This window comes from Asanoa hainanensis, assembly GCF_900188485.1.
GTDB lineage: Bacteria > Actinomycetota > Actinomycetes > Mycobacteriales > Micromonosporaceae > Asanoa > Asanoa hainanensis.
In genome coordinates this window covers 193,930-217,638 of record NZ_FZPH01000008.1, presented here as the reverse complement: position 1 = coordinate 217,638, position 23,709 = coordinate 193,930, and the positions used below count along the sequence as shown (strand labels likewise).

At 72.8% G+C, this 23,709-nt stretch carries 18 protein-coding genes and 1 pseudogene; 7 read left to right on the top strand and 12 right to left on the bottom strand.

Features of this window, described 5'->3' with window-relative positions; genetic code table 11:
- Nucleotides 1-75 precede the first annotated feature (75 nt).
- The 3 genes from CHC05_RS21095 to CHC05_RS21085 are packed head-to-tail and all read right to left on the bottom strand — an operon-like array spanning nt 76 to nt 3,235.
- Nucleotides 76-702 (bottom strand): GOLPH3/VPS74 family protein, encoded by a 627-nt coding sequence (locus CHC05_RS21095; RefSeq protein ID WP_179266301.1) that lies wholly within the window; start codon nt 700-702, stop codon nt 76-78.
- A 28-nt stretch (nt 703-730) separates the two neighbouring features.
- Nucleotides 731-1,735: an acetamidase/formamidase family protein gene (locus CHC05_RS21090; RefSeq protein ID WP_089251451.1), complete on the bottom strand. Its 1,005-nt coding sequence runs from the start codon at nt 1,733-1,735 to the stop codon at nt 731-733.
- A gap of 36 nt (nt 1,736-1,771) precedes the next feature.
- Entirely contained in the window at nt 1,772-3,235 is a 1,464-nt protein-coding gene (locus tag CHC05_RS21085; protein WP_089251449.1) for an APC family permease, read from the bottom strand.
- 298 nt (nt 3,236-3,533) lie between these two features.
- Between CHC05_RS21085 and CHC05_RS21080 the strand changes: the two genes are divergently transcribed.
- From CHC05_RS21080 to CHC05_RS21070, 3 genes are read left to right on the top strand one after another with little or no spacing between them, the layout of a single operon-like run.
- Nucleotides 3,534-4,580: an AAA family ATPase gene (locus tag CHC05_RS21080; RefSeq protein WP_089251447.1), complete on the top strand. Its 1,047-nt coding sequence runs from the start codon at nt 3,534-3,536 to the stop codon at nt 4,578-4,580.
- Nucleotide 4,581: 1 nt separating this feature from the next.
- A complete protein-coding gene (locus tag CHC05_RS21075) occupies nt 4,582-5,889 on the top strand; it encodes a DUF58 domain-containing protein (RefSeq protein ID WP_089251445.1) in 1,308 nt (435 codons plus the stop codon).
- Complete coding sequence (locus tag CHC05_RS21070) at nt 5,886-8,318, top strand: transglutaminase TgpA family protein (protein ID WP_089251443.1); 2,433 nt, start codon at nt 5,886-5,888, stop codon at nt 8,316-8,318. Before CHC05_RS21075 ends, CHC05_RS21070 begins: the two co-directional genes overlap by 4 nt.
- Here the strand turns inward: CHC05_RS21070 and CHC05_RS43465 are convergent.
- The 5 genes from CHC05_RS43465 to CHC05_RS21040 all read right to left on the bottom strand — a co-directional run bounded on the left by CHC05_RS43465 (nt 8,259) and on the right by CHC05_RS21040 (nt 13,781).
- Nucleotides 8,259-9,206, bottom strand: a complete 948-nt coding sequence (locus tag CHC05_RS43465; protein WP_179266300.1) for a GNAT family N-acetyltransferase — start codon at nt 9,204-9,206, stop codon at nt 8,259-8,261. The genes CHC05_RS21070 and CHC05_RS43465 overlap by 60 nt on opposite strands.
- Before the next feature lie 790 nt (nt 9,207-9,996).
- Nucleotides 9,997-10,380 (bottom strand): DUF3040 domain-containing protein, encoded by a 384-nt coding sequence (locus CHC05_RS21055; RefSeq protein WP_089251441.1) that lies wholly within the window; start codon nt 10,378-10,380, stop codon nt 9,997-9,999.
- Nucleotides 10,381-10,458: 78 nt separating this feature from the next.
- Nucleotides 10,459-11,745 (bottom strand): DNA polymerase IV, encoded by a 1,287-nt coding sequence (dinB, locus tag CHC05_RS21050; protein WP_089251439.1) that lies wholly within the window; start codon nt 11,743-11,745, stop codon nt 10,459-10,461.
- Nucleotides 11,746-11,895: 150 nt separating this feature from the next.
- Entirely contained in the window at nt 11,896-13,041 is a 1,146-nt protein-coding gene (locus CHC05_RS21045; protein ID WP_089251437.1) for an alkaline phosphatase family protein, read from the bottom strand.
- Nucleotides 13,038-13,781, bottom strand: coding sequence for a methyltransferase domain-containing protein (locus CHC05_RS21040; protein WP_089251435.1), 744 nt, complete (start codon nt 13,779-13,781; stop codon nt 13,038-13,040). The genes CHC05_RS21045 and CHC05_RS21040 overlap by 4 nt, the downstream gene beginning before the upstream one ends.
- Before the next feature lie 170 nt (nt 13,782-13,951).
- Between CHC05_RS21040 and CHC05_RS21035 the strand changes: the two genes are divergently transcribed.
- The 3 genes from CHC05_RS21035 (at nt 13,952) to CHC05_RS41580 (ending at nt 15,715) form a co-directional block, all read left to right on the top strand.
- Nucleotides 13,952-14,605: a TetR/AcrR family transcriptional regulator gene (locus tag CHC05_RS21035; protein ID WP_089251433.1), complete on the top strand. Its 654-nt coding sequence runs from the start codon at nt 13,952-13,954 to the stop codon at nt 14,603-14,605.
- A gap of 349 nt (nt 14,606-14,954) precedes the next feature.
- Nucleotides 14,955-15,371, top strand: a complete 417-nt coding sequence (locus tag CHC05_RS21030; protein ID WP_179266299.1) for an alpha/beta fold hydrolase — start codon at nt 14,955-14,957, stop codon at nt 15,369-15,371.
- Nucleotides 15,260-15,715: an alpha/beta fold hydrolase gene (locus tag CHC05_RS41580; protein ID WP_179266298.1), complete on the top strand. Its 456-nt coding sequence runs from the start codon at nt 15,260-15,262 to the stop codon at nt 15,713-15,715. The genes CHC05_RS21030 and CHC05_RS41580 overlap by 112 nt, the downstream gene beginning before the upstream one ends.
- Here the strand turns inward: CHC05_RS41580 and CHC05_RS21020 are convergent.
- The 4 genes and pseudogenes from CHC05_RS21020 to CHC05_RS21005 form a co-directional block, all read right to left on the bottom strand.
- Nucleotides 15,687-19,043: an error-prone DNA polymerase gene (locus CHC05_RS21020; RefSeq protein ID WP_089251426.1), complete on the bottom strand. Its 3,357-nt coding sequence runs from the start codon at nt 19,041-19,043 to the stop codon at nt 15,687-15,689. The genes CHC05_RS41580 and CHC05_RS21020 overlap by 29 nt on opposite strands.
- 149 nt (nt 19,044-19,192) lie before the next feature.
- Nucleotides 19,193-20,908 (bottom strand): DNA polymerase Y family protein, encoded by a 1,716-nt coding sequence (locus CHC05_RS21015; RefSeq protein WP_089251424.1) that lies wholly within the window; start codon nt 20,906-20,908, stop codon nt 19,193-19,195.
- A gap of 620 nt (nt 20,909-21,528) precedes the next feature.
- Nucleotides 21,529-22,206, bottom strand: a pseudogene (locus tag CHC05_RS21010) (hypothetical protein); the annotation flags it as partial.
- 63 nt (nt 22,207-22,269) lie between these two features.
- Entirely contained in the window at nt 22,270-22,719 is a 450-nt protein-coding gene (locus tag CHC05_RS21005; RefSeq protein WP_089251422.1) for an SAV_6107 family HEPN domain-containing protein, read from the bottom strand.
- A gap of 472 nt (nt 22,720-23,191) precedes the next feature.
- On the opposite strand from CHC05_RS21005, the gene CHC05_RS21000 reads away from it, so the two are divergent.
- On the top strand, nt 23,192-23,683 hold the full coding sequence (locus CHC05_RS21000; protein ID WP_089251420.1) for a YbaK/EbsC family protein: 492 nt from the start codon (nt 23,192-23,194) through the stop codon (nt 23,681-23,683).
- Nucleotides 23,684-23,709: the final 26 nt, after the last annotated feature.

The following is a 23,709-nucleotide window of genomic DNA, read 5'->3' as shown; positions in this document are numbered from 1 at the left end:
GCCGGTCGCGTCAGCGCGTCAGCACGGCTCGATAAGGAGCAGGAAGGCCCTGGCCATGGGGGCATGATACCCCGGTCAGCGATAGATCGCGAACGCCGCGCTCGCCACCGTCCGGCCGACCGCATCGACGATCTCCCGCACCGGGTCCGACAGCTTGCCCCGGATCTCCCGCAGCCGCTGGTCGAGCCCGGCCAGCGGCATCGCGACGAAGACGTGGTCGTGCAGCAGCACGGCGTGCACCAGGCCGCACAGGGCGGCGGTCGGCTCGTCGGGCTGCGAGCGGCCGTGTGCCGCGTACCACATCCGCACCGTGATCGACCGGACCACCGTCTCGTCGACCGGGTAACGGGTCACCGGCACCAGGCCGAGCCGGCGCTGGGCGACCTTGGTGAGGACGCCCTCGGCGAGCAGGTCGGCCCGCACGGCGTCGCCCGCACCGGTGCGGAGCTGGCTGAGCGCGCCGGCCAGCGGCGGCGGCTTGGGCGCCCGGACGATCGCCGCCAGCAGAGCGTCGTTCTGCGCGTCGCCGGTCGGCACCGCCTCGATCACGCCGAGCCGACCGCCGGAGACGCCCACCCGGCCGGCGAGCACGAGCTCGACCAGCCGGGCACCGGCGACTCCGATGTCGAGGCTCTCGGGGTGGACGGCCGGCTTGCCTCCACTGTCGAAGCCGAGCACGAACAGCTCTTCGCGCAGCCGCACCGAATCCGTCCCTCCCCCTCGACGGCGTTCAGCGGTAGCTGTCGGCGAGGGCGCGCAGTCGGGCGTGGGCGCCCTGATACATGTCGACGGAGGGAAGATAGCGCTTGGCCACCTTGGCGACCATCGTGTAGTTGGCGTCACACACATTGCCCACGGGTGCCTCGCCCGCCTGGCTGATCAGTTGATACGAGTCGAGGACGTCCAGCTTGCCGGCGTCGGCGACCCAGGTCACCAGGTCGTGCTGGCTCATCCGGAACGCGTCCTCCAGCGGCCGCGCCGAACCCGCCGACATCAGGTGGTCGTCCGTCTCCAGCCGCGGGGTCGGCGTGGCCACGCCCTTGATCAGCTCGACCGCGACGACGGTGTTCATGGCCGCCTCGACCGCGACACCGCTGACCTCGCCCTGGCCCTGGCGGGCGTGCCCGTCACCGAGCGCGAACAGCGCGCCCGGCACATTGACGCCGAAGTAGACGGTGCTGCCGGCCCGGAGCTCCGGGGTGTCCATGTTGCCGCCGTGCACGTCCGGGACGATGGTCATCCGGGCCTCGAACGCGCCCGGCGCCAGCCCGACCGTGCCGTGCATCGGGTCCAACGGCAGGTCGACGGTGAAGTCGCTGTTGCGGGCCGTGTAGCGGACCAGCCCGTTGGTCTTGTCGATCTCGTAGACCCAGACGCGCTCCTCCAGCGGCTCGTGCAGCATCGCCGTGGTGTGCGTGGCCGTAAGCGCCCCGAAGTGCGGGAACGTCGACGAGACGGCCCAGTCCCGGGCCGGGGTGATCGAGACGAAGTGCAGCGCGAGCGTGTCGCCCGGCTCCGCACTCTCCACATAGAACGGTCCGGTGACCGGGTTGAGGTAGGGGAACTCGCAGACCTGCGAGGGCAGGTCGCCGACGCCCCGGACGACACCACCGAAACAGTCCTCGGTGTACGTGTCCAGGATGTCCCCGGACTTGATGCGGGCCACCGGCTCACGGCCGCCGAACGTGTAGCTCAGTTCGGCGGCCGTCGGCCGGTAGCGGAGAACGTCGGTCACGCTTCCGCCTTCCGTGTGCGTGCAGTGCTGGTGATCTTAGGGAGCGGGCGTCAGGTTGTCGTCGGGGTCCACCGTGGTCTCCTCCGACATGCCCGACAGCATCGGCGTGCGCTTGGTGGCGACAAGGAAGGCGACCACGGCGATGCCGAGCAGGACCCAGATCCCGCCGATCAGCTGGGCGAAGATCTTCTGGTTGACCACGACGTAGACGAGCATCGCCAGGCCGACCGCGGGCAGGACCGCGTGCCGCAGCCAGTCGCGGCTGCCGTTGCGGACCACGTACCACCAGAAGACCGTCAGGTGCAGCACGATGAACGCGATCAGGGCGCCGAAGTTGACCAGGCGACCGAGGTCGGCGATCGCATCAGCCTCGCGGGTGAACCAGAGCGTCAGGCCGAGTACCAGCGACAGGCCGGCGACCAGGAACACCGCGTTGGTCGGCACCGCGTGCTTCGGCGAGACCCGGGCCAGGAACGACGGGAGCTGCTTGTCCCGGGCCATCGCGAAGAGCAGCCGGGAGGTGGCGCCCTGCGCGACCATGGCGTTCGCGATGCCCCACGCCAGCGCGGTGGCCAGCGAGGTCAGCACGTACATCCAGTGCCCGCTGGCCGTCTCGGCGGCCGCGGCGAACTCGTCGCCCGCCACCGGTCCGCCGTTGAGCAGGCCGTCCGGGTTCGGCACCAGCATCGAGCCGAGCCAGGTCTGGAGGACGAACAGCACGCCGGCGACGATCAGCGCGCCGGCCATCGCGCGACCGATCTTGCTGGCCTCCTCGCGGTTCTCCTCCGCCAGCATCGAGATGCCGTCGAAGCCCAGGAAGGAGAGCATCGCGACGCCGACCGCGGCGAAGATCAGCGACCAGCCGAACAGGTCACCGTTGAACAGCGCCGTGCCGGCGGACAGGCCGTTGCCCTTGCCCTGGCCGAGCGCGATCAGGAAGACGACGACCACCAGGGCCAGCACGACGAGCTGGGCGATCAGGAACCAGCGGGTCACGGTCGCGGTGATTTTGATGCCGAGGTAGTTGACGACGGTGTTGACGACGACGAAGGCGACCAGCCAGACCGCGGTCGGAATCGCGGTGACGATCGCGTTCATCGAGAATGCCGCGACAACGTAGAGAAGGCTGGGTACGAGGATGTAGTCGAGCAGAATCGCCCAACCCGCGACGAATCCCACCGGTGGCGCGATTCCACGGCTCGCGTAGTTGTAGACGGATCCGGCCATCGGGAAGGCCTTCACCATCTGCGCGTACGAGTTCGCCGTGAAGAGCATCGCCACGAGCGCGACCAGGTAGGTGAGGGCGACCATGCCGCCCGAGACCTGGAAGACGGCACCGAAGATCGCGAAGGGTGCGATCGGCACCATGAACACGAGGCCATACGCCAGCATGTCGATGAACCGGAGCTCACGCCGAAGCTCCTGGCGGTAACCGAAGTTCTCGAGGGATGCGGATCCCTCTGCCGGTTGCGGACTCACGCCCGCCTGAGGGGAAGCCATGGCGAATCACGATAGTGGTCGATGATCGTTTGTGAAAGGTATCGATCCGCCATTTCATCGCGTGGTTTGTCGTTGTTTCCGATTATCCGACCAAGGCCCTCTCGCGCGGTCAAACCCCCCATCCTGGACAGCGGGGGCGGCCGGGTCGGCGCCGCCGAAAAATCCAGATAGCCTGATGGGACGGGTGGGGCCGGCGGTGTTGCGGCGGCCTGCCGATTTCTGCCCGCACCTGGTGAACCAAACCACGGGCCCGAACGCTCTTGTGTATGTAGCCGCGACACCCCCGAGGAGGAGGCCCGTGACACAGCAGACCTGGGACGATCTGGGCGCACCACTGCCCGGTCCCGAGTTCCGAGCTGCCAGCGATGCCATCGTGACCAACATCGAGCAGGTCATCGAAGGCAAGACGGCGACGGTGCGGCTAGCACTGGCCGTCCTCCTGGCCGAGGGCCACCTGCTGATCGAAGACGTCCCCGGCGTCGGCAAGACCAAGCTGGCCAAGGCGCTGGCCCGGTCGATCGACTGTTCCGTGCGACGCATCCAGTTCACCCCGGACCTGCTGCCCAGCGACGTCACGGGGGTCAGCGTCTACAACCAGGAGAACCACGACTTCGAGTTCAAGCCGGGCGCGGTCTTCGCCAACCTGGTGGTCGGCGACGAGATCAACCGGGCCTCGCCGAAGACCCAGTCGGCACTGCTCGAGTGCATGGAAGAGCACCAGGTCACCGTCGACGGCACCACGTACGAGCTGCAGACGCCGTTCATGGTGATCGCGACGCAGAACCCGATCGAGATGGAAGGGACCTACCCGCTGCCCGAGGCGCAGCGCGACCGGTTCACCGCCCGGATCGCGATGGGTTACCCCGACCCGGCCGCCGAGCTCGCGATGCTCGACGCACACGGCGCGCACGACCCGCTGCAGGCGCTGCGGCCCGTCGCCGACGCTGCCACCGTGCGCCGCCTGATCGCCACGGTGCGCGACGTGCACGTGGCCGACGCGGTCAAGCAGTACGCGGTCGACCTGGTCACTGCCACCCGCGAGGCGCCGGACCTGCGGCTCGGCTCGTCGCCCCGCGCGGCCCTGCACCTGATCCGCACCGCCCGGGCCGTCGCCGCCCTCGAGAGCCGCGACTACGTCCTCCCCGACGACCTGCAGGCGCTGGCCGTGCCGGTGCTCGCGCACCGGATCATCCCGACCGCCGACGCCCAGCTCGCCCGCCGCACGACCGACGCGATCGTCGCCGACATCGTGCACCGGCTGCCGCTCCCCCACCACCGCAGCCAGTCCCCATACGACACGCGCCCACAGTCCACCGACGGACGCGGCGACTACCGGAGGATGTGACGTGCGCGAAGCGCTGCGCGGGCTGACCACGCGCGGTCGCTCGTTCCTCGCCGCCGGCGGCGCGGCCGCCCTCTCGGCGCTGATCCTCGGTGAGAAGGACCTGCTCCGGGTGGCCGTCCTGCTGGCGATCCTGCCGCTGCTCGCGGCGGCCTACGTCGGCCGCAGCCGCTACAAGCTGGCCTGCAGCCGGTCGCTGGAGCCGCACCGCGTGCAGGTCGGCGCCAGCTCCCGGGTGATCCTGCGGCTGCAGAACCTGTCCCGGCTGCCCACCGGCACGCTGCTGCTGGAGGACCGGCTGCCGTACGCGTTGGGCAGCCGGCCCCGGGTCGTGCTGGAACGGCTCGGCGCGCACCAGGCCAGCTCCGTGGCCTACACGGTGCGGGCCGACGTCCGCGGCCGATACGAGGTCGGGCCGCTGGTGGTCCGGCTGACCGACCCGTTCGGGCTGTGTGAGCTGTCCCGGTCGTTCCCGTCGGTCGACCGGCTCACCGTGATCCCGCAGGTGGTGCCCCTGCCGCCGGTCCGCCTCGTCGGCGAGTTCGCCGGCACGGGCGACAGTCGGGCCCGCTCGGTCGCGGTGCACGGCGAGGACGACGCCGCGACCCGCGAGTACCGGCGGGGCGACGACCTGCGCCGGGTCCACTGGAAGTCGACCGCCCGGGTCGGCGAGCTGATGGTGCGTCGCGAGGAACAGCCCTGGGAGAGCCGGGCCACCGTGGTGCTCGACACCCGGCAGCACGGGCACCGCGGCGAAGGACCGACGTCCAGCTTCGAGTGGGCGGTCTCGGCCGCCGCCTCGATCGCCGTCCACCTGCGCGCGGCGGGCTACAAGCTGCGGCTCGTCACCGACGGCAACGTCGACGTCGACGCGTCCGAGGTCGGCGGCGAGGGAGCGCTCCTCGACCACCTGGCCGAGGTCAAGCTGTCGCCGCGCGGTGACGTCTCGCTGCTGGTCGAGCGGGTCCGGCGCCGCTCCGACGGCGGTCTCGTGATCGCCGTGCTGGGCGGGCTGGAGCCCGGCGAGACCGAGCTGCTGGCCGCCCTGCGCGGCAACAACGCGACCTGCATCGCGGTCCTGGTCGACACGTCGACCTGGCTCAACCTCGCCCCCGAGGCCCGCGTCGAGGCCGACGCCGCCCGCGAGGCGGCCGCGCTCGGCCTGCTCAGCAGCGGCTGGCGGGTCGTCGGCGCGGCACACGGCGACAAGCTGCCGGCGCTCTGGCCGCAGGCGGCACGCGGTTCGCAGGGCTTCGCCTACCGGGCCACCATGGCCGAAACGGTCGCCGGCACGTTGGGAGTGGCGCGATGAGGAGCCGGCGGCACATGGGGCTCGTGGCGGCGGTCGCCACGCTGATGGCCTCCGCACCCCTGAGCACGATCTTCGAGCAGTGGACCTGGATCTTCCAGTGCACGATCGCCGTCGCCCTGATCGCCGGCGCGGCCACCCTCGCCCGCACCGCGCGGGCGCCGGTGTGGGCGCAGTTCGTCGTCATGGTGGTGACCCTGCTGCTGGCGTTGACCTGGCTGTTCCCGAGCGGCGAGGAGATCGCCGGCCTCCTGCCCTGGAGCGGGACGCTGGAGCACTTCGGCGACCTGCTCACCCAGTCCGGCGACGACATGCGCACCTTCGCCGTCCCGGTGCCCGACCGCGACCCGCTGCTGTTCGTCACCGTGCTGGGCATCGGCGCGGTCGCCGTGATGGTCGACCTGGCCGTCGTCGGGCTGCGCCGGCCGGCGCTGGCCGGGCTGCCGATGCTGGCCATCTACTCGGTGCCCGTCGCCGTCTACCCGACGAGCGTCTCGTTCCTGCCGTTCGTCGTCGGCGCGATGGGCTTCCTGTGGCTGCTGGTCGCCGACAAGGTCGACGGCGTGCGCCGGTTCGGCCGCCGTTTCACCGGCGACGGCCGCGACGTCGACGTCTGGGAGCCGTCGCCGCTGGCCGCCGCCGGGCGCCGCCTCGCGATCGTCGGTGTGCTGGCGGCGGTCGCGCTGCCGGTGGCCGTACCCGGGATGACCTCTGGTCTGTTGACCCGCTTCAACGGCGGCTCCGGTGACGGCGTCGGGCTCGGCGACGGCTCCGGCCGGCCCGGCCGGGTCAACCTGTTCGCCGCGCTCAGCGGCCAGCTCCGCAAGACCGACGTGGTCACCTTCGCGCGCGTGACGACCACCGACCCCGACCCGTTCTACCTGCGGTTCGCGGTCGCCGACGACATCAGCTCCGAGGGTTTCCGCAGCCGTTCGCCGCAGGGCCGCAGCCTGCTGCAGCTCGAGGACCCGCGCGAGGAGCCCCGCGAGGGGGTCAGCTACGAGCAGTACTCGGCGGAGGTCGAGATCTCGTCCGACTTCCAGATGTCGTACGCGCCGACCTACGGCATCCCGATCGGCACCGACGGGCTCGACAACCAGTGGCTGTACGACACGAACCAGCAGGTCGTCTTCTCCAACAAGGCGAAGGTCAACGGCAAGGACTACCGGTTCGACTTCATCCACAGCACGTTCACCGAGGCGGCCCTGCGCGCCGCACCCCCGCCCGACCCGGACAGCCTCGAGGTCAAGCGGTTCACCCAGGTGCCGTCGGTCCAGCTCGTGCAGAACAGGGTCGACTCGCTGGTCGGCGGCGAGACCAACACCTACGACCAGGTGATGGCGATCTACCGCTACTTCTCGTCGACCAACGGCTTCCGCTACGAGCTCCAGACCGAGGGCGGCACCGCTGGTGAGGACATCGTCAACTTCCTGACCAACAAGAAGGGCTACTGCCAGCAGTACGCGGCGACGATGGCCTGGATGGTCCGGGCGGCCGGCATCCCGGCCCGGGTGGCGTTCGGCTTCACCAACGGCACCTCCCGCGACGGCGACGCGATGGTGCTGACGAACCTCAACCTGCACGCCTGGACCGAGGTCTACTTCGGCCCGGAGTACGGCTGGGTGCCGTTCGACGCGACGCCCCGCACCGGCGTACCGGGCGCGGTCCGCCCCGACTACGCCCCCGACCCGGACGCGCCACGGATCACCCCGTCGGCGGTCCCGTCGTCGTCACCGGGCGCCGGATCCGACAGCTCGAGCGACCTGCCGGGCAAGGAAGACCCGGGCGGCAACGAGTCGCTGCCCAGCGGCCCGGCCCCGACGATCCCGAAGTGGCCATTCTACACCGCCGGCGCCATCCTGCTGGCTGTGCTGGTCTTGGGCATGCCGGCGTTCCGCCGGGGCACCCTCCGCCGCCGACGCCGCGCCGCGACCGCAGCGGCGGTTTCGTCGGAGCCGGGCACCGCGACGGTACTGCCGACGACGGAGGCGGCTCGCCGCAGCCGCGCCCACGCGCACGCGGCGTGGGACGAGCTGATGGACACCATGGTCGACTTCCGGATCCCGATCGACCGCACCGAGACACCCCGGGCCACCGCCGAACGCCTGGCGACGGCCGAACTACGCGGCGACCCGACCGGCGGCGACGGGGCTCGGTTGTTGGGCCAGGCCGAGGAGCGGGCGCGCTACGCCCGCAGCCCGCTGGCGGGTCCGGGCCTGCCGGATGCGGTCCGCTCGGTCCGCCGCGGTCTGGTCAACCGGGCAAGCCGCCGCACCCGCCTGGTCGCGGCGGTCTTCCCACCATCGGTGTTGGGCCGTTGGCGGGGGGCGGTGGTCGATGCCTCGACCGCGGTCGTGACGGCGATGTCCCGGCTACGCGAGCGGGCCGGCCGACTCAGCCCACGCCGCCTGCTGACCAACCGGGCCCGCTGAGGGTTGTCTTTTGGGGCCGCGCCGCCGACACGTTGTCGGCGGCGCGGCCTTTCCCGTTGATTCCGGTCCCGCAGGCCCCGCCGAACGGCATCGGGGCCTCGCGTTGGACCTAACGCTGCGCCGTGCTGCCGGCCGGTCCGTGGGTGACGAGGTCGCTCTGGACAGCGCGGGACCGAGCCACGTCACCGCCAGCCCGTACCACCGCGTCCACCGAAGAAGCCAGCCACCCGGGCCAGCCCGGGACCGACCACACGACCAACAACCGCAACCATCGGTCCGCCGGAAGAGCAACCGCCCTTGGGCCAGCGCGGATCGGTGCGGCGTTGCTGTTCGGCACGCCGTCAGGTCTGGCGGGCGACCAGACTCGCGTCGGGCCAGGCCACACGGAGTTTCATGGGGTTGCCGTTGAGGCGGCCGGGTACGCCGCCAGGGTCCGGGATGCGGGCACGTTCCGTCACGTGGCCGCCGTGGGGCCTGCGCGGCCGTGTTCTGTTCCTGCACCCACAGATAGAACGCCCGGCCGGTGCCGCGTTCGATGGCCTGTCGGGCCGCCCGAAGAAGCAGAGCCGACCCTAGGCCGCCGCGACGGCGGGCGTTGGTGATGTGGAGTTTGTCGACCAGCGAACCCCAGCATGGGTCGGCGTCGACGACGAGATGGACGAAGCCGGCTAGTTCGTGTCGGATTCCGGACGCTTCCGCCGCGCCGACGCGCGGCGCGCGGGTGGAGCCCTCTTCCGGGTGTGCGGCGAGGCTCGCGGGTCCGGATCCGGGCCCAGGCCCACCCTCTGGTCCAGGTCCGGATCCGAGACCACACGCGGGTCCAGGTTCGGCTCTGGGCCTACCGCTGGGTCGAGGTCCAGGTCCAGGTCCGGATCCGGGACCACACACGGGTCCAGGTTCGGGTCCGGGTCCACCCCTGGGTCGGGGTCCAGGTCCAGGTCCGGATCCGGGTCCAGGCCCGGGTCCAGGCCCGGGTCCAAGCCCGGGTCCAAGCCCCCGTCCAAGCCCCGGTCCAGGCCCGTCCAAGCCCGGGTCCGGGTCCGGGTCCAGGTCCGGGTCCGGGTCCGGGTCCGGGTCCGGGTCCGGGTCCGGGTCTAGGCCGGGGTCCAGGTCCAAGCCCGGGTCCAAGCCCGGGTCCGGGCCCGGGTCCGGGCCCGAGTCCGGGCCCGAGTCCGGGCCCGAGTCCAGACGCAGGCCCGAGTCCAGACCCAGATCCCGGTCCGAGTACAGGTCCGAGTCCAGATCCAGGTTCGAGCCCGGATCCAGGTCCGAGTCCGCGTCCAGGTCCGGATCTAGGTCCGAATCCGGGGCTGGGTCCGGGTCCAGGTCCGGGCCTAGCCCCGGCTTCGGCCCCGGCTTCGGCTTCGGCTTCGGCTTCGGCTTCGGCCAGGATCGTCACGTGCCGCGGGTTTGGGTCGGTGAGCCGGACCGACCAAGCGGGCCAGGCGCTCGGCGAGCAGGTCGCCGTCGAGGTACTCGTCACGGTAGGCGCCCCGGTAGAAACGCCGCCAACTGTCGGCGTGCAGGGCCGCGATGGCAGGGGCATCGGCGCTCGCGGCGAAGCGGAAGCGCATCGGGGAGTGCCTTCCGGAGACCGGAAAAAGGCGTCGGACGCATGGTCCGACGCCACCAGAGATGTGCCCCGGTGTGGCGGCCCGAACGCCGCCTCAGCGGGTCGTCAGCGGTGTCCCTCCGGGCGCTGCCGCCAGCGCTCTTCGAGACGGTCGATCAAGCCTGAACGCCGGACGCGCGTGCGGCGGCTGGCGGTGCCGCCCACGACGTGCAGGTCAGGCTGCTGCGCCTTGCGGTGCGACTGCATGGCGAACGCCGCGGCACCCAGCATGATGACGAAACCCGCCACGCCGAGCAGCGGTGTCTTGTTCACCGTGCCGAAGACAACCAGGGCCAGGCCAGCGATGATCACGACGGCGGCCAACAGCAGACGACGCCGCGCGTGGAAACGCGGGTCGCTGGCGCGCACGGCCGAGGCGAACTTTGGGTCCTCGGCAAGCGACCGCTCGATTTGCTCGAACAGCCGCTGCTCGTGCTCAGAGAGCGGCACGGCACTCCTCCCCGGTCGCGAGGTCGACCCGGGCGGGCCGACAGACCGTGACAGTCAAGCGACTGCTTACCCGCAAGTCTACGAGGGGCTTCGCGGGTCGGAAAGCGGGACGACCGACGGCCGGGGTCGAATTTCCATCCGTTCGCCCGTGAGGAGGCTGGCCGGCCGGACGACAGACCGCCCGAATCGGGCAGCTGCCGCATCAGCGGCCGCTTCCGCCTCTCGCCAACCGCGCTCCGGCGCACCGAGCTCCGGCTGCCGCGCGGCACCCGAGGCGACCGCCAGCCCCTCCACCCGCACCCCCACCAACCGGACCCGGTCACCGGGCCGAAGCGCCTGGTAGAGCGCCCAAGCCGTAGCGAAGATCTCCCGCGCCACGTCAGTCGGGGTGCCCATGGTGCGAGAGCGGTTGACGGTGCGGAAGTCAGCCAGTCGGACCTTGATGGACACCGTGCGACCGGCCTGGTCGGCCTCCCGCAGTCGCACACCGACCTTCGTCGACAATTCCAGCAGCGCGCGCTTGATCACTTCAGGGTCGGCGACGTCAGTGTCGAAAGTAACTTCGGCCCCAATCGATTTTTCGACATGCTCGGTCGAGACCCGCCGCGGATCGCGCGCCCAGGACAGCTCGTGCAGGTGCGCCGCGGCGGCGTCACCGAGCGCGGACCGCAGGAGCCCGACCGGCGCCTCGGCCACCGCGCCGACGGTCGTGAGACCGAGCCGGCGGAGCGTTTCCGCCGCCTTCTCCCCCACCCCCCACAGCGCGTCGACGGGAAGCGGATGCAGAAAGTCGAGCACCTGGTCACGGGGCACGACCACCACACCGTCGGGCTTGGCCCGGGCCGAGCCCAGCTTGGCCACGAACTTCGTCGAGGCCACCCCCACGGAGCAGCTCAGCCCCAGCTCGTCGGACACCCGCCGCCGGATCAACGCCGCGATCGCCGCCGGCGACCCCAGTAGTCGCGCCGCTCCCGCCACGTCGAGGAACGCCTCGTCGACGGAGAGCGGCTCGACCAGCGGCGTGACGTCGTGGAAGATCGCCATGACCGCTCGCGAGGCCTCGCCGTAAGCGGCAAAGTCGACCGGCAGGAACACCGCACCCGGACAGAGCGCCCGCGCCCGCGCGGTCGGCATCGCGCTACGCACGCCATAGGCCCGCGCTTCATAGCTGGCCGAGCTCACCACCCCACGCACCCCGACACCGCCCACGACGACGGGCCGCCCGGCCAGATCGGGCCGTTTGCGCACCTCGACCGACGCGTAGAACGCGTCCATGTCGACGTGCAGGATCACGCACCCGGTGTCATCGGCACCGGCCCCGAACCGCGGGTCACCCCCGCGCGGCACCACCTGACTGCGTCCCACGAGAAGAGGCTAACCAGGGGGTACGACGAAATTCCGGAGGCCACCTCGCATGATCAATTAGCGCATCCGGCATTCGCGCATTCGGACATCAACCGCTGGCCACCGGCGCGTGCCTGGGAAAGCGGGTGAGAGCTAGATGGGGGTGGTGTGTCAGGGACGGGCGACCAGCAGCGGAATCTCCATCTCCACCGCCGAATAGGCGCCGTGATAGGCGATCAGCATCGCCTTGATCGCGTGCTCCGACGTGGGCGCGACGACCGCATGGGTGCCGTGGCAGATGGCGACCACGTCGCCGATGCGTTCGAGGTTGCGGGCCGGCACCGGGCCGAACCAGCCCTGGGCGATGACGTCCTCGCGGTGGGCCACCCAGGCGGCGTCGCCGAGGACCTCGGTCCAGGTGGCCAGGACGTCGTCCGTGGCGCCGGGCAGCGTGTGCAGGTAGCGCACCCGCGGCTCGCCTGCCACGACGCGGACTCCGGCCTGGAGGCGCGGGTCGGCGTCGAAGTCGAAGCGGTGGTGTGCCGGCACGTCGAGCTGGCCGTGGTCGGCGGTGACCAGCAGCGCGGCGTCCGGGGGCAGGCCGTGCAGCACCCGGTCGAGCAGGCGGTCGACCTGGACCGCCGCCTCGCGCCACGGTTCCGAGTCGACGCCGAAGACGTGGCCGTAGCGGTCCAGGTCCGGGTAGTAGCCGTACGACAGCGCCGGGGGCGACCCCGCGTCGCCGAGCCCCAGCAGGACCGCCGCGGCGAGCTCGTCGACGTCTGACGCGGGCCGGTAGGCGGCACCCCGGTTGGCCGCGACCGTCAGGCCGCTGTCCGCGAACTCGGGACGGTTCGCGACGCTGACGGCCAAGCCGGTGGCCTCGGCGCGCTCGAACAGCGTGGGCACCGGCTGCCAGGCGGCGGGATTCGGGTCGGTGCGCCAGTGGGTGTGGGTGAGAACCGTGTCCGTGCCGGGGATCGCGACGCGGAAGCCGAGCACGCCGTGCGTGCCCGGGCTGACACCGGTGCCCAGCGAGACCAGGCTGGTGGGCGTCGTCGACGGGAAGCCCGTCGTGATCATCCGTGGGGAGCGGGCGGCGAGGTCGGCGAGGGTCGGCGCGAACGGGGCGGCCGTCGGGATCTGGTGCCAGCCGAGGCCGTCGACCAGCAGGACGGCGATCCGGCGTACGCCGGCGAGCTCCAACCCCAGGATGTCCTGGAAGCCCGGCACGCCGAGGTGCGCGAGCGCGCTCGGCAGCACGTCCATCAGGCTGTCGGCGCCGTACCTCGGAACGACCTGGTCGAACTCGCTCATACCGGTTCGGCGGGGCGGCGGGCGAGCAGGTGGAGCTGGGCGGCGATGTCCCGGTACGGCGACCGGGCCGCGGCCGCCAGCTCGAGGTCGAGCAAGGTCCGCGGGTCTTCGTCGGCAGCGGAGGCGGGCACCAGGTCGGCGACCACGCGTACGCCGTGGATGTCCTCGATCGCGAGCCCGGCACCGCGGAGCAGGTCCGCCGCACCGTCCGCGTCGTAGCGGCGGCGCAGCGTGTCGCGGGGCCCGGTGCGGCCGTCCGGGTCGGCGAGCAGCGCGGCGGCGGCCGCCAGGTGCCCGCCGGTCGCGCGGGCCAGCACGGCGGCGGCCCGGGACGCGACCAGCACCGACGCGGCACCACCGGGCCGCAACGCGGCGGCGATCGCGGCGACCACCCCGCGCGGGTCGTCGACCACCTCGAGCACGGCGTGGCAGAGCACCAGGTCGACGGAGCCCGGCGAGACCAGGCCGGTCAGCGCGTCCCCGTCACCCTGCACGGCGCGCACCCGGGGCGCGACGCCGGCCTCGACGGCACGCCGGTTGAGCGCCGCGAGCGCGTCCGGGCTCGCGTCGACGACGGTGACCCGGTGGCCGGCCTCGGCCAGCGGCACCGCGAAGCCGCCGGTGCCGCCACCGACGTCGAGGATGGTGAGGCCGCCCTCAGGTGCACGGTCGAGCTCGCGGCGCAGCACCTGCCAGACGACCGCGGTGCGGGGGCCGGGACGGACCGTTGTTCGCTCCACGCGCCGAGCCTAACGGTCGCGTGCTCGGCCGGCGTGACGTGCCGATCCGGGTCTGCCGGAACCCCCTCACGGATCACTCCCGTTTCATCGGTCGACAGCCCGTGTTCGGTGGATCGACGCTCCAGTCATTTCCGCTGAAAGGTCGGCGCGGCCGCTGGGAGACTGGTGGGGTGGCCACCCGGCGCTACCGGAGTGAGGTCCGGGCCGAGCAGGCCCGCGCCACCAGGCAGCGGGTGCTCGACGCGGCCCGGGGGTTGTTCGTCCGCCGCGGCTACGCGGGCACGACGGTCGAGGCGATCGCGGCCCGGGCCGAGGTGAGCGTGCAGACCGTCTACAACACGGTGGGTGGCAAGGCGGCGGTGCTCAAGGCCGTGTACGACGTGACCATCGCGGGCGACGCCGACCCGATCCCGATGATCGACCGGGCGACGGGGCGGGCCCTGCGCGCCGCCACCGACGGGCGTGAATGCCTGGCCTTGTACGCCCGGATGTGCCGCGAGATCTACGAACGGATCGGCCCGCTGGTGCCGATCCTGCTGACCGAGGGCGCGGCCGGCGACCGCGAGGTCCGCACGTTCATCGACACGATCGAAAGCGAGCGCGCACTCGGCACCACCAACATCGCCCGGCACGTGGCCAGCCGGTTCGGCCTGCGCGCCGGGCTGTCGGTCGACGACGCCGCCGACATCCTGTGGACCCTGACCTCCCCGGACGTTCTTTACCGCCTGATCCGCCGGCGCCGCTGGTCACTCGACCGCTTCGAGCGCTGGCTCGGCGAGACGATGGCCGACGCCCTGCTCGGCCAGCGCGGGGCCCCTGGCTAGGTCGCGTCCAGCCGATCAACGCGAGCCAACATCACAGCCAGATCGGAGCCGCCAGGTCGGACGCCTGCGGCCAGACACCGCCAGGCCGGGCCCAGACGCGTCTTAGCCCGCCAAGTGGACTCGGCAGGCCGACCCCATTAGGCCGGATGCCACCACGTCGGGCGTCGCCACCTCGGACCCCGCCAGTCCGAACCGCGCCACCTCGGGCGCCACCAGCCCGGACGCCACCAGGCCGGCCCCACGAGGTCAGAGCCCAGCGGGCAGCAGTCGCCAGATCGACCCCGCCGGGTGGCGGGCTCGGCCGGTCGCCGGCCGCGTTGATCGGCAATATCCACCTAGGCTGTCCGCCGTGGAGCGCTTCCTCGACGTCGGCGCCGACTCGGTCTGGGTCTCCGATCCCGGTGGCGCTGGCACGCCCGTTGTCCTCGTCCATCCCGGATGGGGCGACGCGAGCATCTGGGACGGTGTCCTGGCCCGGCTTCCGACGTCGATCCGACCGATCCGCTACGACAACCGCGGGTACGGACGCTCGCCCGCCCCCACCCAACCGTTCAGCTGGCACGACGACCTGGTCGCGGTCACCGACGGCCTCGCCGACGCCGTCATCGTCGGCCACAGCGGTGGCGGGGCCGCCGCCATCGGGTTGGCTCTCTCGTGCCCCGAGCGGGTCGGGTCGCTGCTGCTGGTCACTCCTGTCCCTGGCCTGTCGACGACTTCTTCACCCGGTTCGACGCCCTGTTCACCGCCGACGACCGGGACGGGCTGATCGACCTCGGCCTGCGGACGTGGGCGCGGGCCGATCCCGGGCCCGCTGCCCGGGCCCAGATCGCTGGGGCCGTCGCGGCCATGGCCGCCTGCGGCGACCTCCAGCAGCCCGACCCACCCGCCTTCGACCGCCTGCACACGATCACCGCACCCAGCCGCGTCCTGATCGCCGGGCTGGACCATCCGGGCGTTGTCGCCTGCGGTCACGCGGTGGCCGCCCGGCTCCCCCACTGCGAGCCATCGGTGATCCCGGAGGCCGACCACCTGCTCCCCCTCCACCACCCGGATCTCATCGCGGACGCGATCGCCGACCGTGTCAGCGGAAGTCGCGGGAGGCTGGTGTGACCGGGGGTGTGATGGCGTCGAGGCGGTCCGCGCGCAGGTTGACCACTCCCTCCGCCATCTCCAGCCGGCCGCGGACGACCAGGGCCGCGCTCCGCCGGGCCACCCGCTGGTAGCGCAGCCACAAACCCGGTGAGCAGGTGACGTTGAGCATCCCGGTCTCGTCTTCGAGGTTGATGAAGGTGACCCCGCCGGCGGTGGCCGGGCGTTGGCGGTGGGTGACGATGCCGCCGACGCGTACGCGTTGGCCGTGTTCGTAGCGGCCCAGGCGGGCGATCGGGATCGCGCCGATCGCCGCCAGCTGCGGGCGGATGAACTGGGCCGGGTGGCTGTCGGGTGACAGGCCGGTGGCCCAGACGTCGGCGACCAGGCGGTCGACCTCGCTCATGCCCGGCAGGACCGGTGCCTGGGTCGCGGCGGTCGTACCCGGTAGTCGGCCGGGGCGTTCCTGGGCCGCGGCGCCGGCGGCCCACAGCGCCTCGCGACGGGTCAGGCCGAAGCAGGCGAAGGCGTCGGCGGTGGCCAGGGCCTCCATGTTGGCGGTGGTGAGGCCGATCCGGCGGGCCAGGTCGGACATGTCGCGGTAAGGCCCGGCCGCCACCCGTTCCCGCTCGATCTTCTCGGCCAGTTCCGCGCCGATCGTGCGTACACCGGCCAGACCCACCCGGACCGCGGGACCTCCCAGGCCCCACTGGTGTGGCGGCTCGTTCGGGCCGCTGCCCCAGCGGGTGTCCTTCGTCGACTCCAGGATCGCCTGGGCGTTGCTGGCGTTGATGTCGGGGCGGCGCACCTCGACACCGTGCCGGCGGGCGTCGTCGGTCAGGGTCTGCGGCGAGTAGAAGCCCATCGGCTGGGCGTTGAGCAGCGCGGCGAGGAAGGCGGCCGGGTGGTAGCGCTTGAGCCAGGAGCTCGCGTAGACGAGGTAGGCGAAGCTCATCGCGTGGCTTTCGGGGAAGCCGTAGCTCGCGAACGCCGACAGCTTGAGGAAGATGTCGTCGGCCAGCGCGCCGGTGATGCCCCGCTCGGCCATGCCCGCGTAGAGCCGGTCGCGGATCTCGGCCATCCGCTCGGCGGACCGCTTGGAGCCCATGGCCCGGCGCAGCTGGTCGGCGCCGGACGCGTCGAAGCCGGCGACGTCGATGGCGAGCTGCATCAGCTGCTCCTGGAACAGCGGCACGCCGAGCGTCTTGTCGAGCGCCTTCGCCATCAGCGGATGGTCGTGCTCCCACTTCTCCTGGCCGTTCTTGCGGCGGATGTACGGGTGCACCGAGCCGCCCTGGATCGGGCCCGGCCGGATCAGCGCGACCTCGACCACCAGGTCGTAGAACACGCGGGGCTTCAGCCGGGGCAGCGTCGCCATCTGGGCCCGGCTCTCCACCTGGAACACCCCGATCGAGTCGGCGCGGCACAGCATGTCGTAGATCTCGGGGTCGTCGAGCGGCATCGTGCTGATGTCGAGCTCGTCCTCGATCATGTCGTACGCGTAGCGCAACGCGGAGAGCATGCCCAGCCCGAGCAGGTCGAACTTGACCAGGTCGACGGCGGCGCAGTCGTCCTTGTCCCACTGGAGCACGGTGCGGCCCGGCATCCGGCCCCACTCGACCGGGCAGACCTCGATGATCGGCCGGTCGCAGATCACCATGCCGCCGGAGTGGATGCCCAGGTGGCGGGGGAAGGTCTGCAGCTCGTTGGCGAAGTCGACGACGTGCTCCGGGATGTCGTCGACGTCGACCTTGGCCACCGAGCCCCACCGGTCGATCTGCTTGCTCCACGCGTCCTGCTGGCCGGGCGAGAATCCGAACGCCTTGGCGATGTCGCGCACCGCCGACCGCGGCCGGTAGGAGATCACGTTGGCGACCTGGGCCGTGTGCCGCCGGCCGTATTTCTGGTAGACGTGCTGGATGACCAGCTCCCGCTGGTCGGACTCGATGTCGACGTCGATGTCGGGCGGCCCGTCGCGCTCCGGCGCGAGGAAGCGCTCGAACAGCAGCCCGTGCTGGACGGCGTCGACATTGGTGATCCACAACGCGTAGCAGACCGCGGAGTTGGCGGCTGACCCCCGCCCCTGGCAGTAGATCTTGTTGTCGCGGCAGAACTTGACGATGTCGTAGACGACCAGGAAGTAGCCCGCGAAGCCGAGCTGCTCGATCATCGCGAGCTCGTAGTCGAGCTGGCGGTAGGCATCCGGATGGGCCGCCCGCGGCCCGTAGCGCACCAGCGCGCCCTCCATGGTCAGCTTGCGCAGGTGGTCCATCTCGGACTCGCCGGGGTCGACCGGGTAGTCCGGCAGCTTCGGCGCCACGAGCTGGATGTCGAAGGCCAGGTCACGCCCGTATTCCGCGGCCCGCGCCACGGCACCCGGATAGGCCGCGAACCGCTGCGCCATCTCGGCGCCCGTGCGCAGGTGGGCGGTCGCCGCGGCGGGCAGCCACGGGTCGATCTCGTCGAGGCTGCGCCGCGCCCGCACCGCGGCCACCGCGGTCGCCAGCCGCCGCCGCGCCGGCGTCGCGTAGTGGACGTTGTTGGTGGCGACGGTCGGCAGCCCCCGCTGGGCGGCGAGCGCGGCCAGCGCGTCGTTGCGGTCGCCGTCGGTCGGATCGCCGTGGTCGGTCAGCTCGACCGCGACGTTGTCGGCGCCGAACAGCCGCGCCAGCCGGTCTAGCTCCCGCGCCGCCGCGTCGACCCCCTCCGTGAGCAGCGCCGCCGGCACCGTCCCCTTGCGACACCCGGTCAGCACCAGCACGTGGTCCCGGAGCTGCTCGGCGACGTCTTCCAGCCGACCGTAGGACGGCCGGCCCTTCTCACCACCGTCGAGCTGGGCCTGCCCGATGACCGACGACAGCCGCGCGTAGCCCTCGTGGCCGTGCGCCAGCGCCAGCAGGTGCCGCCCGTGCGGGTCGGGCTCGCCCGACCTGATCACGGTGTCCCGGCCGCCTATCCCCTCGGACAGCGACAGCTCCGCACCGAAGATGGTCGGCAGCCCGAGCGCCCGCGCCGCCTCGGAGAACCGCACCACACCGTAGAAGCCGTCGTGGTCGGTCATGGCGAGCGCGGTCAGCCCGAGCCGCCGCGCCTCCTCGGCCAGCTCCTCGGGATGGCTGGCCCCGTCGAGGAAGCTGAAGTTGGAGTGGCAGTGCAGCTCGGCGTAGGGCACCGTGCCCTGCTCGGGCGGCGGCTCCGGCGGCGGCTCGTAGCGGGGGCGCTTGCGGGTCCACGCCGGCGAGTCACCGCCGTCGGCGTCGACCGCCAGCGGGTCGACGACGTGCAGGCGCCGCCCGGAGAGCGTCCCTTCCAGCTGCGACCACGAGATGCCCGGATTATTGAAGCCCATCGGCCACCGGCCACAAGAGATCAAGAGCCTGTCCCGGGCCCGCGGTGGGCACGACCGTCGCTCCCGCCGGGGACCGCTCGCTCCGCTTCGCTGCCAGGTCCGCGTCTCCATAACCATTACATCGAAATGACCTTGAAAAACGGTTCACGCTAGTCATAGATGGCCTCCACCGACCATTGACCGGCGGCCAGGGAGAGCAGGAAGGCGCTGCCGTCGGCCAGGGCGACCTGGAACCGGGCCCGGCGGCGGGCCTCGGTGGGCGCCCACCAGCGCTCGTCGACCGGCCAGGGGCCGGCCCAGCCGACGATCTCGGCCGGCGGCCCGCTGCCGATCGTGAGGCGGGCCGGCGCGGCGGTGACCAGCAACCGGGCGGAAACGCCGACCGGCTCGCCGGCCGCGTCACGGACGGTGGCCGGCAGCGGCGCGGGCAGCACCAGCGCGGGCGCCGGCGGCGGCAGCCGGCCCGGCCAGGGCGCGGCGGGCCGGGTGGGGGTCAGCTCGTCGCCCCAAGGCACCAGGCGCACCTGGTCGGCCGGCGAACGACCGCCGCCGAGCACGGCGGTGACCACCGACTCGGGGCCGAGGATGCCCTGGATCCGGTTGAACGAACGGTGCGCCCGCTCCTTCTCCTCCCCCGTCTCGCCCCATAGCCCCGGCTGGAGCCCGGCGTGCGGCAGCACCCCCTCGGGCACGAGGCGCAGCCGGATGATGCCGGCGGTCGGCCGGGCCGGCGCGGTCCGGGCACCGGCGCCGCGCCGGGTGGTGCCCGACAGCCAGCCGTCGAGCTGCCAGCGCACCCGGTCGGCGATCGCGGCCGTGGTCAGCAGCCCGTCGTGCCGCCAGACCCGGTGCAGCTCCTGGCCGTGCGCGGTGACCGCGCCGATGGCCAGCCGGGTGCAGGCCAGCCCGTAGCCGGCCAGCCGCTCGTGCAACCGCTCGGCGAGCACCCGCGCGGCGAACGCGGCCACGTCGACCCGTTCCAGCGGGTCGTCGCCGTAGTCCTCGCTGACCTCCAGGTCCGGCGGCGGACGCCGGACCGCGAGGGGCCGCTCGTCACCGCCCGCGGCCAGCCGGTGCGCCAGCGCAGCGTCGAAGCCGAACCGCGCCAGCACGTCGCCCCGCCCCAGCCCCGCGAACGCGCCGAGGGTGGTGATGCCGAGCCGGCGGAGCAACTCGGTGAGGGCGGGGCGGGCGAGCGCCTCGACCGGCCGGGCCGCCAGGAACGCCACGGTCTCCCCGCTCGCGACGATCAGCCCCTCCCGGGCCGCGAGCCCGGCCGCGAACCCACCGTCGGCGACCCCGATCTGGCTCTCTACCCCGCACGCCTGCGCGACGTACTCGACGATCCGCTCGGCGGCGGGTTCCTCGCCACCGAAGTAGCGGGCCGGCCCCCGCGCCGCGAACCCGCACACCCCGGGCCGGACCACCTCGACCCCCGCGACCATCTCCTCGACAGCGGCGACAACGGGCTCGAACGCCCGCGCGTCCCGCGCCGGGTCGTGGTCGACCACCACCAGGCCGGGGCATCGGCTCTGCGCCTCCCGCTTGCGCAGCCCCCGCCGCACGCCATCGGCCCGCGCCACCTCGGACGCCGCCACCACCCGGTTGGCATGCAGCACCGCGACCGCCCCGGTCGCCGGAACCCCGTCGACGATCTCGGCCGCGATGACGGGCCAGTCCGGACACCAGAGCACCGCGGTACGCGCCACCGCACCGCCGTCACCCACCGCCCGCCCGGCGCCGACGCTCTTCTTCGCGCCCGACGTGCCCGCGGCACCCGACCCACCCGCAGCGTCCGAACGACCCGCAGCACCCGGGCGACCCACGGCACCTGGGCGACCAGCAGCGGCGGCCCGCCTGGTCATCGGACCCCGCCCGCGACCAACTTGAGCCGCGGTCGTTGCCCCGGCTCGGCCGAATCGGTGGCGGCCGGATCGGCGTCCGCGGCCTGCGACGGCGTCTCACCGGTCGTGACAGCCGGCCCCCGGCCGCCCACCGGTCCGTCGTCGGCCGAAGCCGGTGCCGCACGCGTCGTGTCATCCGACGATCCGGCAGGCTCACCGTCCGCGACGAGGTCGAACAACGACGTGCCCCGCACCGCGCGGTGGTCTCCCAGAAGGCGCCTCGCGCCGCCGGCGTCGCCGTGACCGCGCCGGGTAACCGGCCCGTCGGCGTCGGGACCAGGCAGATCGCTTCCGGACGACCGGCTCGTGCCGCCTGCCGGACCCGGCCCGGCGCCGTCGACGGCCCAAGACCCTGACGACCGCGACGACGGCTCCGCCTCTGCCGGAGCGGGCGGCCCGAACCCCGACGACGCCGGCTCCTGGACAAGCGCCGCCTCACCCCGGCCACCCGCCTCCGGCGCCCGGCCCGCGACCCGGTCACGCGCCGTCGTGGCCTGGTCGTCGGTGGGCGGCGGCTCGGCGGTGGTGGGTGGGGTCGGGTCGGGGACCGCGTGTAGGGGCGGCAGGGTGATGGGTTCGAGCGGTGCGATCGCGACCGTGCCGGTCAGGGGTCGGAAGCCCGGCATCCAGACGGTGATCTCGCGCGGTTGGGTGGCGGCGCCCCGGCCGCGGGCGACGATGGTGACCTCGCGGCGGCGGAGTCGGCCGCGGCCGGCGGACAGGCCCTCCCAGCGGCCGCGGGTGACGCGGAGGGTGAGGTCGGCGCCGTCCCAGTGGCCGTAGGGCACCAGGACGCTGCCCCGTTGCCGGGCACGGGCGGCCAGCCGGGCGGTGACCGAGCTCGCGACGGCGCTCTGGGTCGGGACGGCGAGCACCACGACGTCGACGCCGTCGATCAGGGCGGCCACCACCGTGGCCCATTCGGGGCCGGGGTTGGGCACCAGCGCCAACCGCTCGAGGGCGACGCCGCCGTCGGCGGCCGCGACCGCGCCGAACGCCGGCACGCCCACCACCGCGCACCAGGAACCGGCCCGGGACGCCTCGGCGATCAGCGCGTGGACCAGTGAGGTGCCACCGCTGGGTGAGCGCGGGCCGGTGCCCACGGCCACGGTGCTGCCCCGGCGCAGGCCGCGCCCGGGCAGCAGCCCGCGCAGCTCGGCCGGCACCGGCAACGTCCGGTGCGCGTCGTCGGCCGGGGCGCTGGCGGGCCGTACCAGACCCGACAACGCCGCTGATCCCAGCGTCATCTGCCCCGCCATGCGTTCACCCCCGTCGTGCTGGTTGTGCTGGTTGTGCGGTGTTGCGATGGTCAGGCCGGCGCGTCAGGCGGCCAGGCCGTCGAGTGCGGGCTGGTGTGCGATGCCGAGCGCGACCTCGACCACGGCCACGAACTGCTCGGCGGCGCGTAGTAGGTCGTCGGCCTCGCGGGCCGTCACCACCCGGGGGATGCCGGCCTCGGCGGCGGCGCGCTTGGTCGCGCCGGCGGCGAAGTAGGTCGCCCACTCGTCGAGCTCGGGCGCGACCAGCACGAGCAGCGCCCAGACGCTGGTGATCCGGTTGCGCCGGGTCGGCGAGGGGCGGGCCCGGGCCGCGAGCATCGCGGCGGCCGCGCGTAGGGCGGCCAGGTGTGCGGCGGCGTAGCGCAGGCCGTCGGGACGGGTCTGCGCGGCCTCGGCGAGGCCGTGGCGGGCGATCGCGAGCAGCTGGGCCGGCGTGCGGTGTGGCAGCACGTGTGCCGGCACGGTCGGCGCCTGGGCCGGGCTGGTCGTCATGAACCTGTCTCCTCCGCGTATGCAGCCTGTGCACGGGCCCCGGAAGGACCCGCGGACGTGCCCCGCGGCGGAGGAAGGCGCAGCGGTAGTGCTAGTTGCCGGTCGGGCGTGACGCTTCCCCACACCACACCCGACCGGCAGGTCGGCTGGTCCGTCGCCCACCGCCCGGGGGTCGAGGGCGGCGGGCGACGGTCCTGCCTGATGTGCGGCCCGCGAAGCCGCACGTTCCGGAAGCCGCGCCGCGAATCGCGCCTCCCGGACCGCCAGAACGAGTGTGCGAGCTAATCGAACACGCGTTCTAACTACAAGAAGAGTACACCTTGGGTCCGACAAAAAAGCAACGCGCCGCGCGCTCATGTCGGCTGATGTTCCCCGGCACCCGCCGCCGACCCCCAACACGTCGCCGACCAGCGCGAACGCCACCACGTGGAAACGAGAAGCGAACTGCCGCACGGCGTGAGAACGTGTCCCGATGCAACCGCATCCCAACGTCCGCGCCGTCCAGGACGCGCTCGACGCCGCCGGTGCCCGCGACGCCGCCGGCCAGCCCAGCCAGGTCCGGATGCTGCCGGCCGCCGCGCCCACCGCCGCGGCGGCCGCGGAACAGCTCGGCGTCGAAGTCGGCCAGATCGCCAACTCGCTCGTCTTCGACGCCGACGGCGCGCCGCTGCTGGTGCTCACCAGCGGCGCGCACCGGGTCGACACCGCCCGGGTGGCCAAGGAGCACGGCATCGAGAAGGTCCGCCGCGCCAACCCCGACTTCGTCCGCGAACACAGCGGCCAGGTGATCGGCGGCGTCGCGCCCGTCCACCCGGGCCGCCCCGCCATGCGTACCCTCGTCGACACCGCCCTGTTCTCGTTCGAAGAGGTCTGGGCCGCCGGCGGCATCGCGCACGCCGTCTTCCCGATCACCCCGGCCGAGCTCGAGCGACTAACCGGGGGCACCGTCACCGACGTCGCCTGACCACCCCGAAACGAGACGGTGGAGAC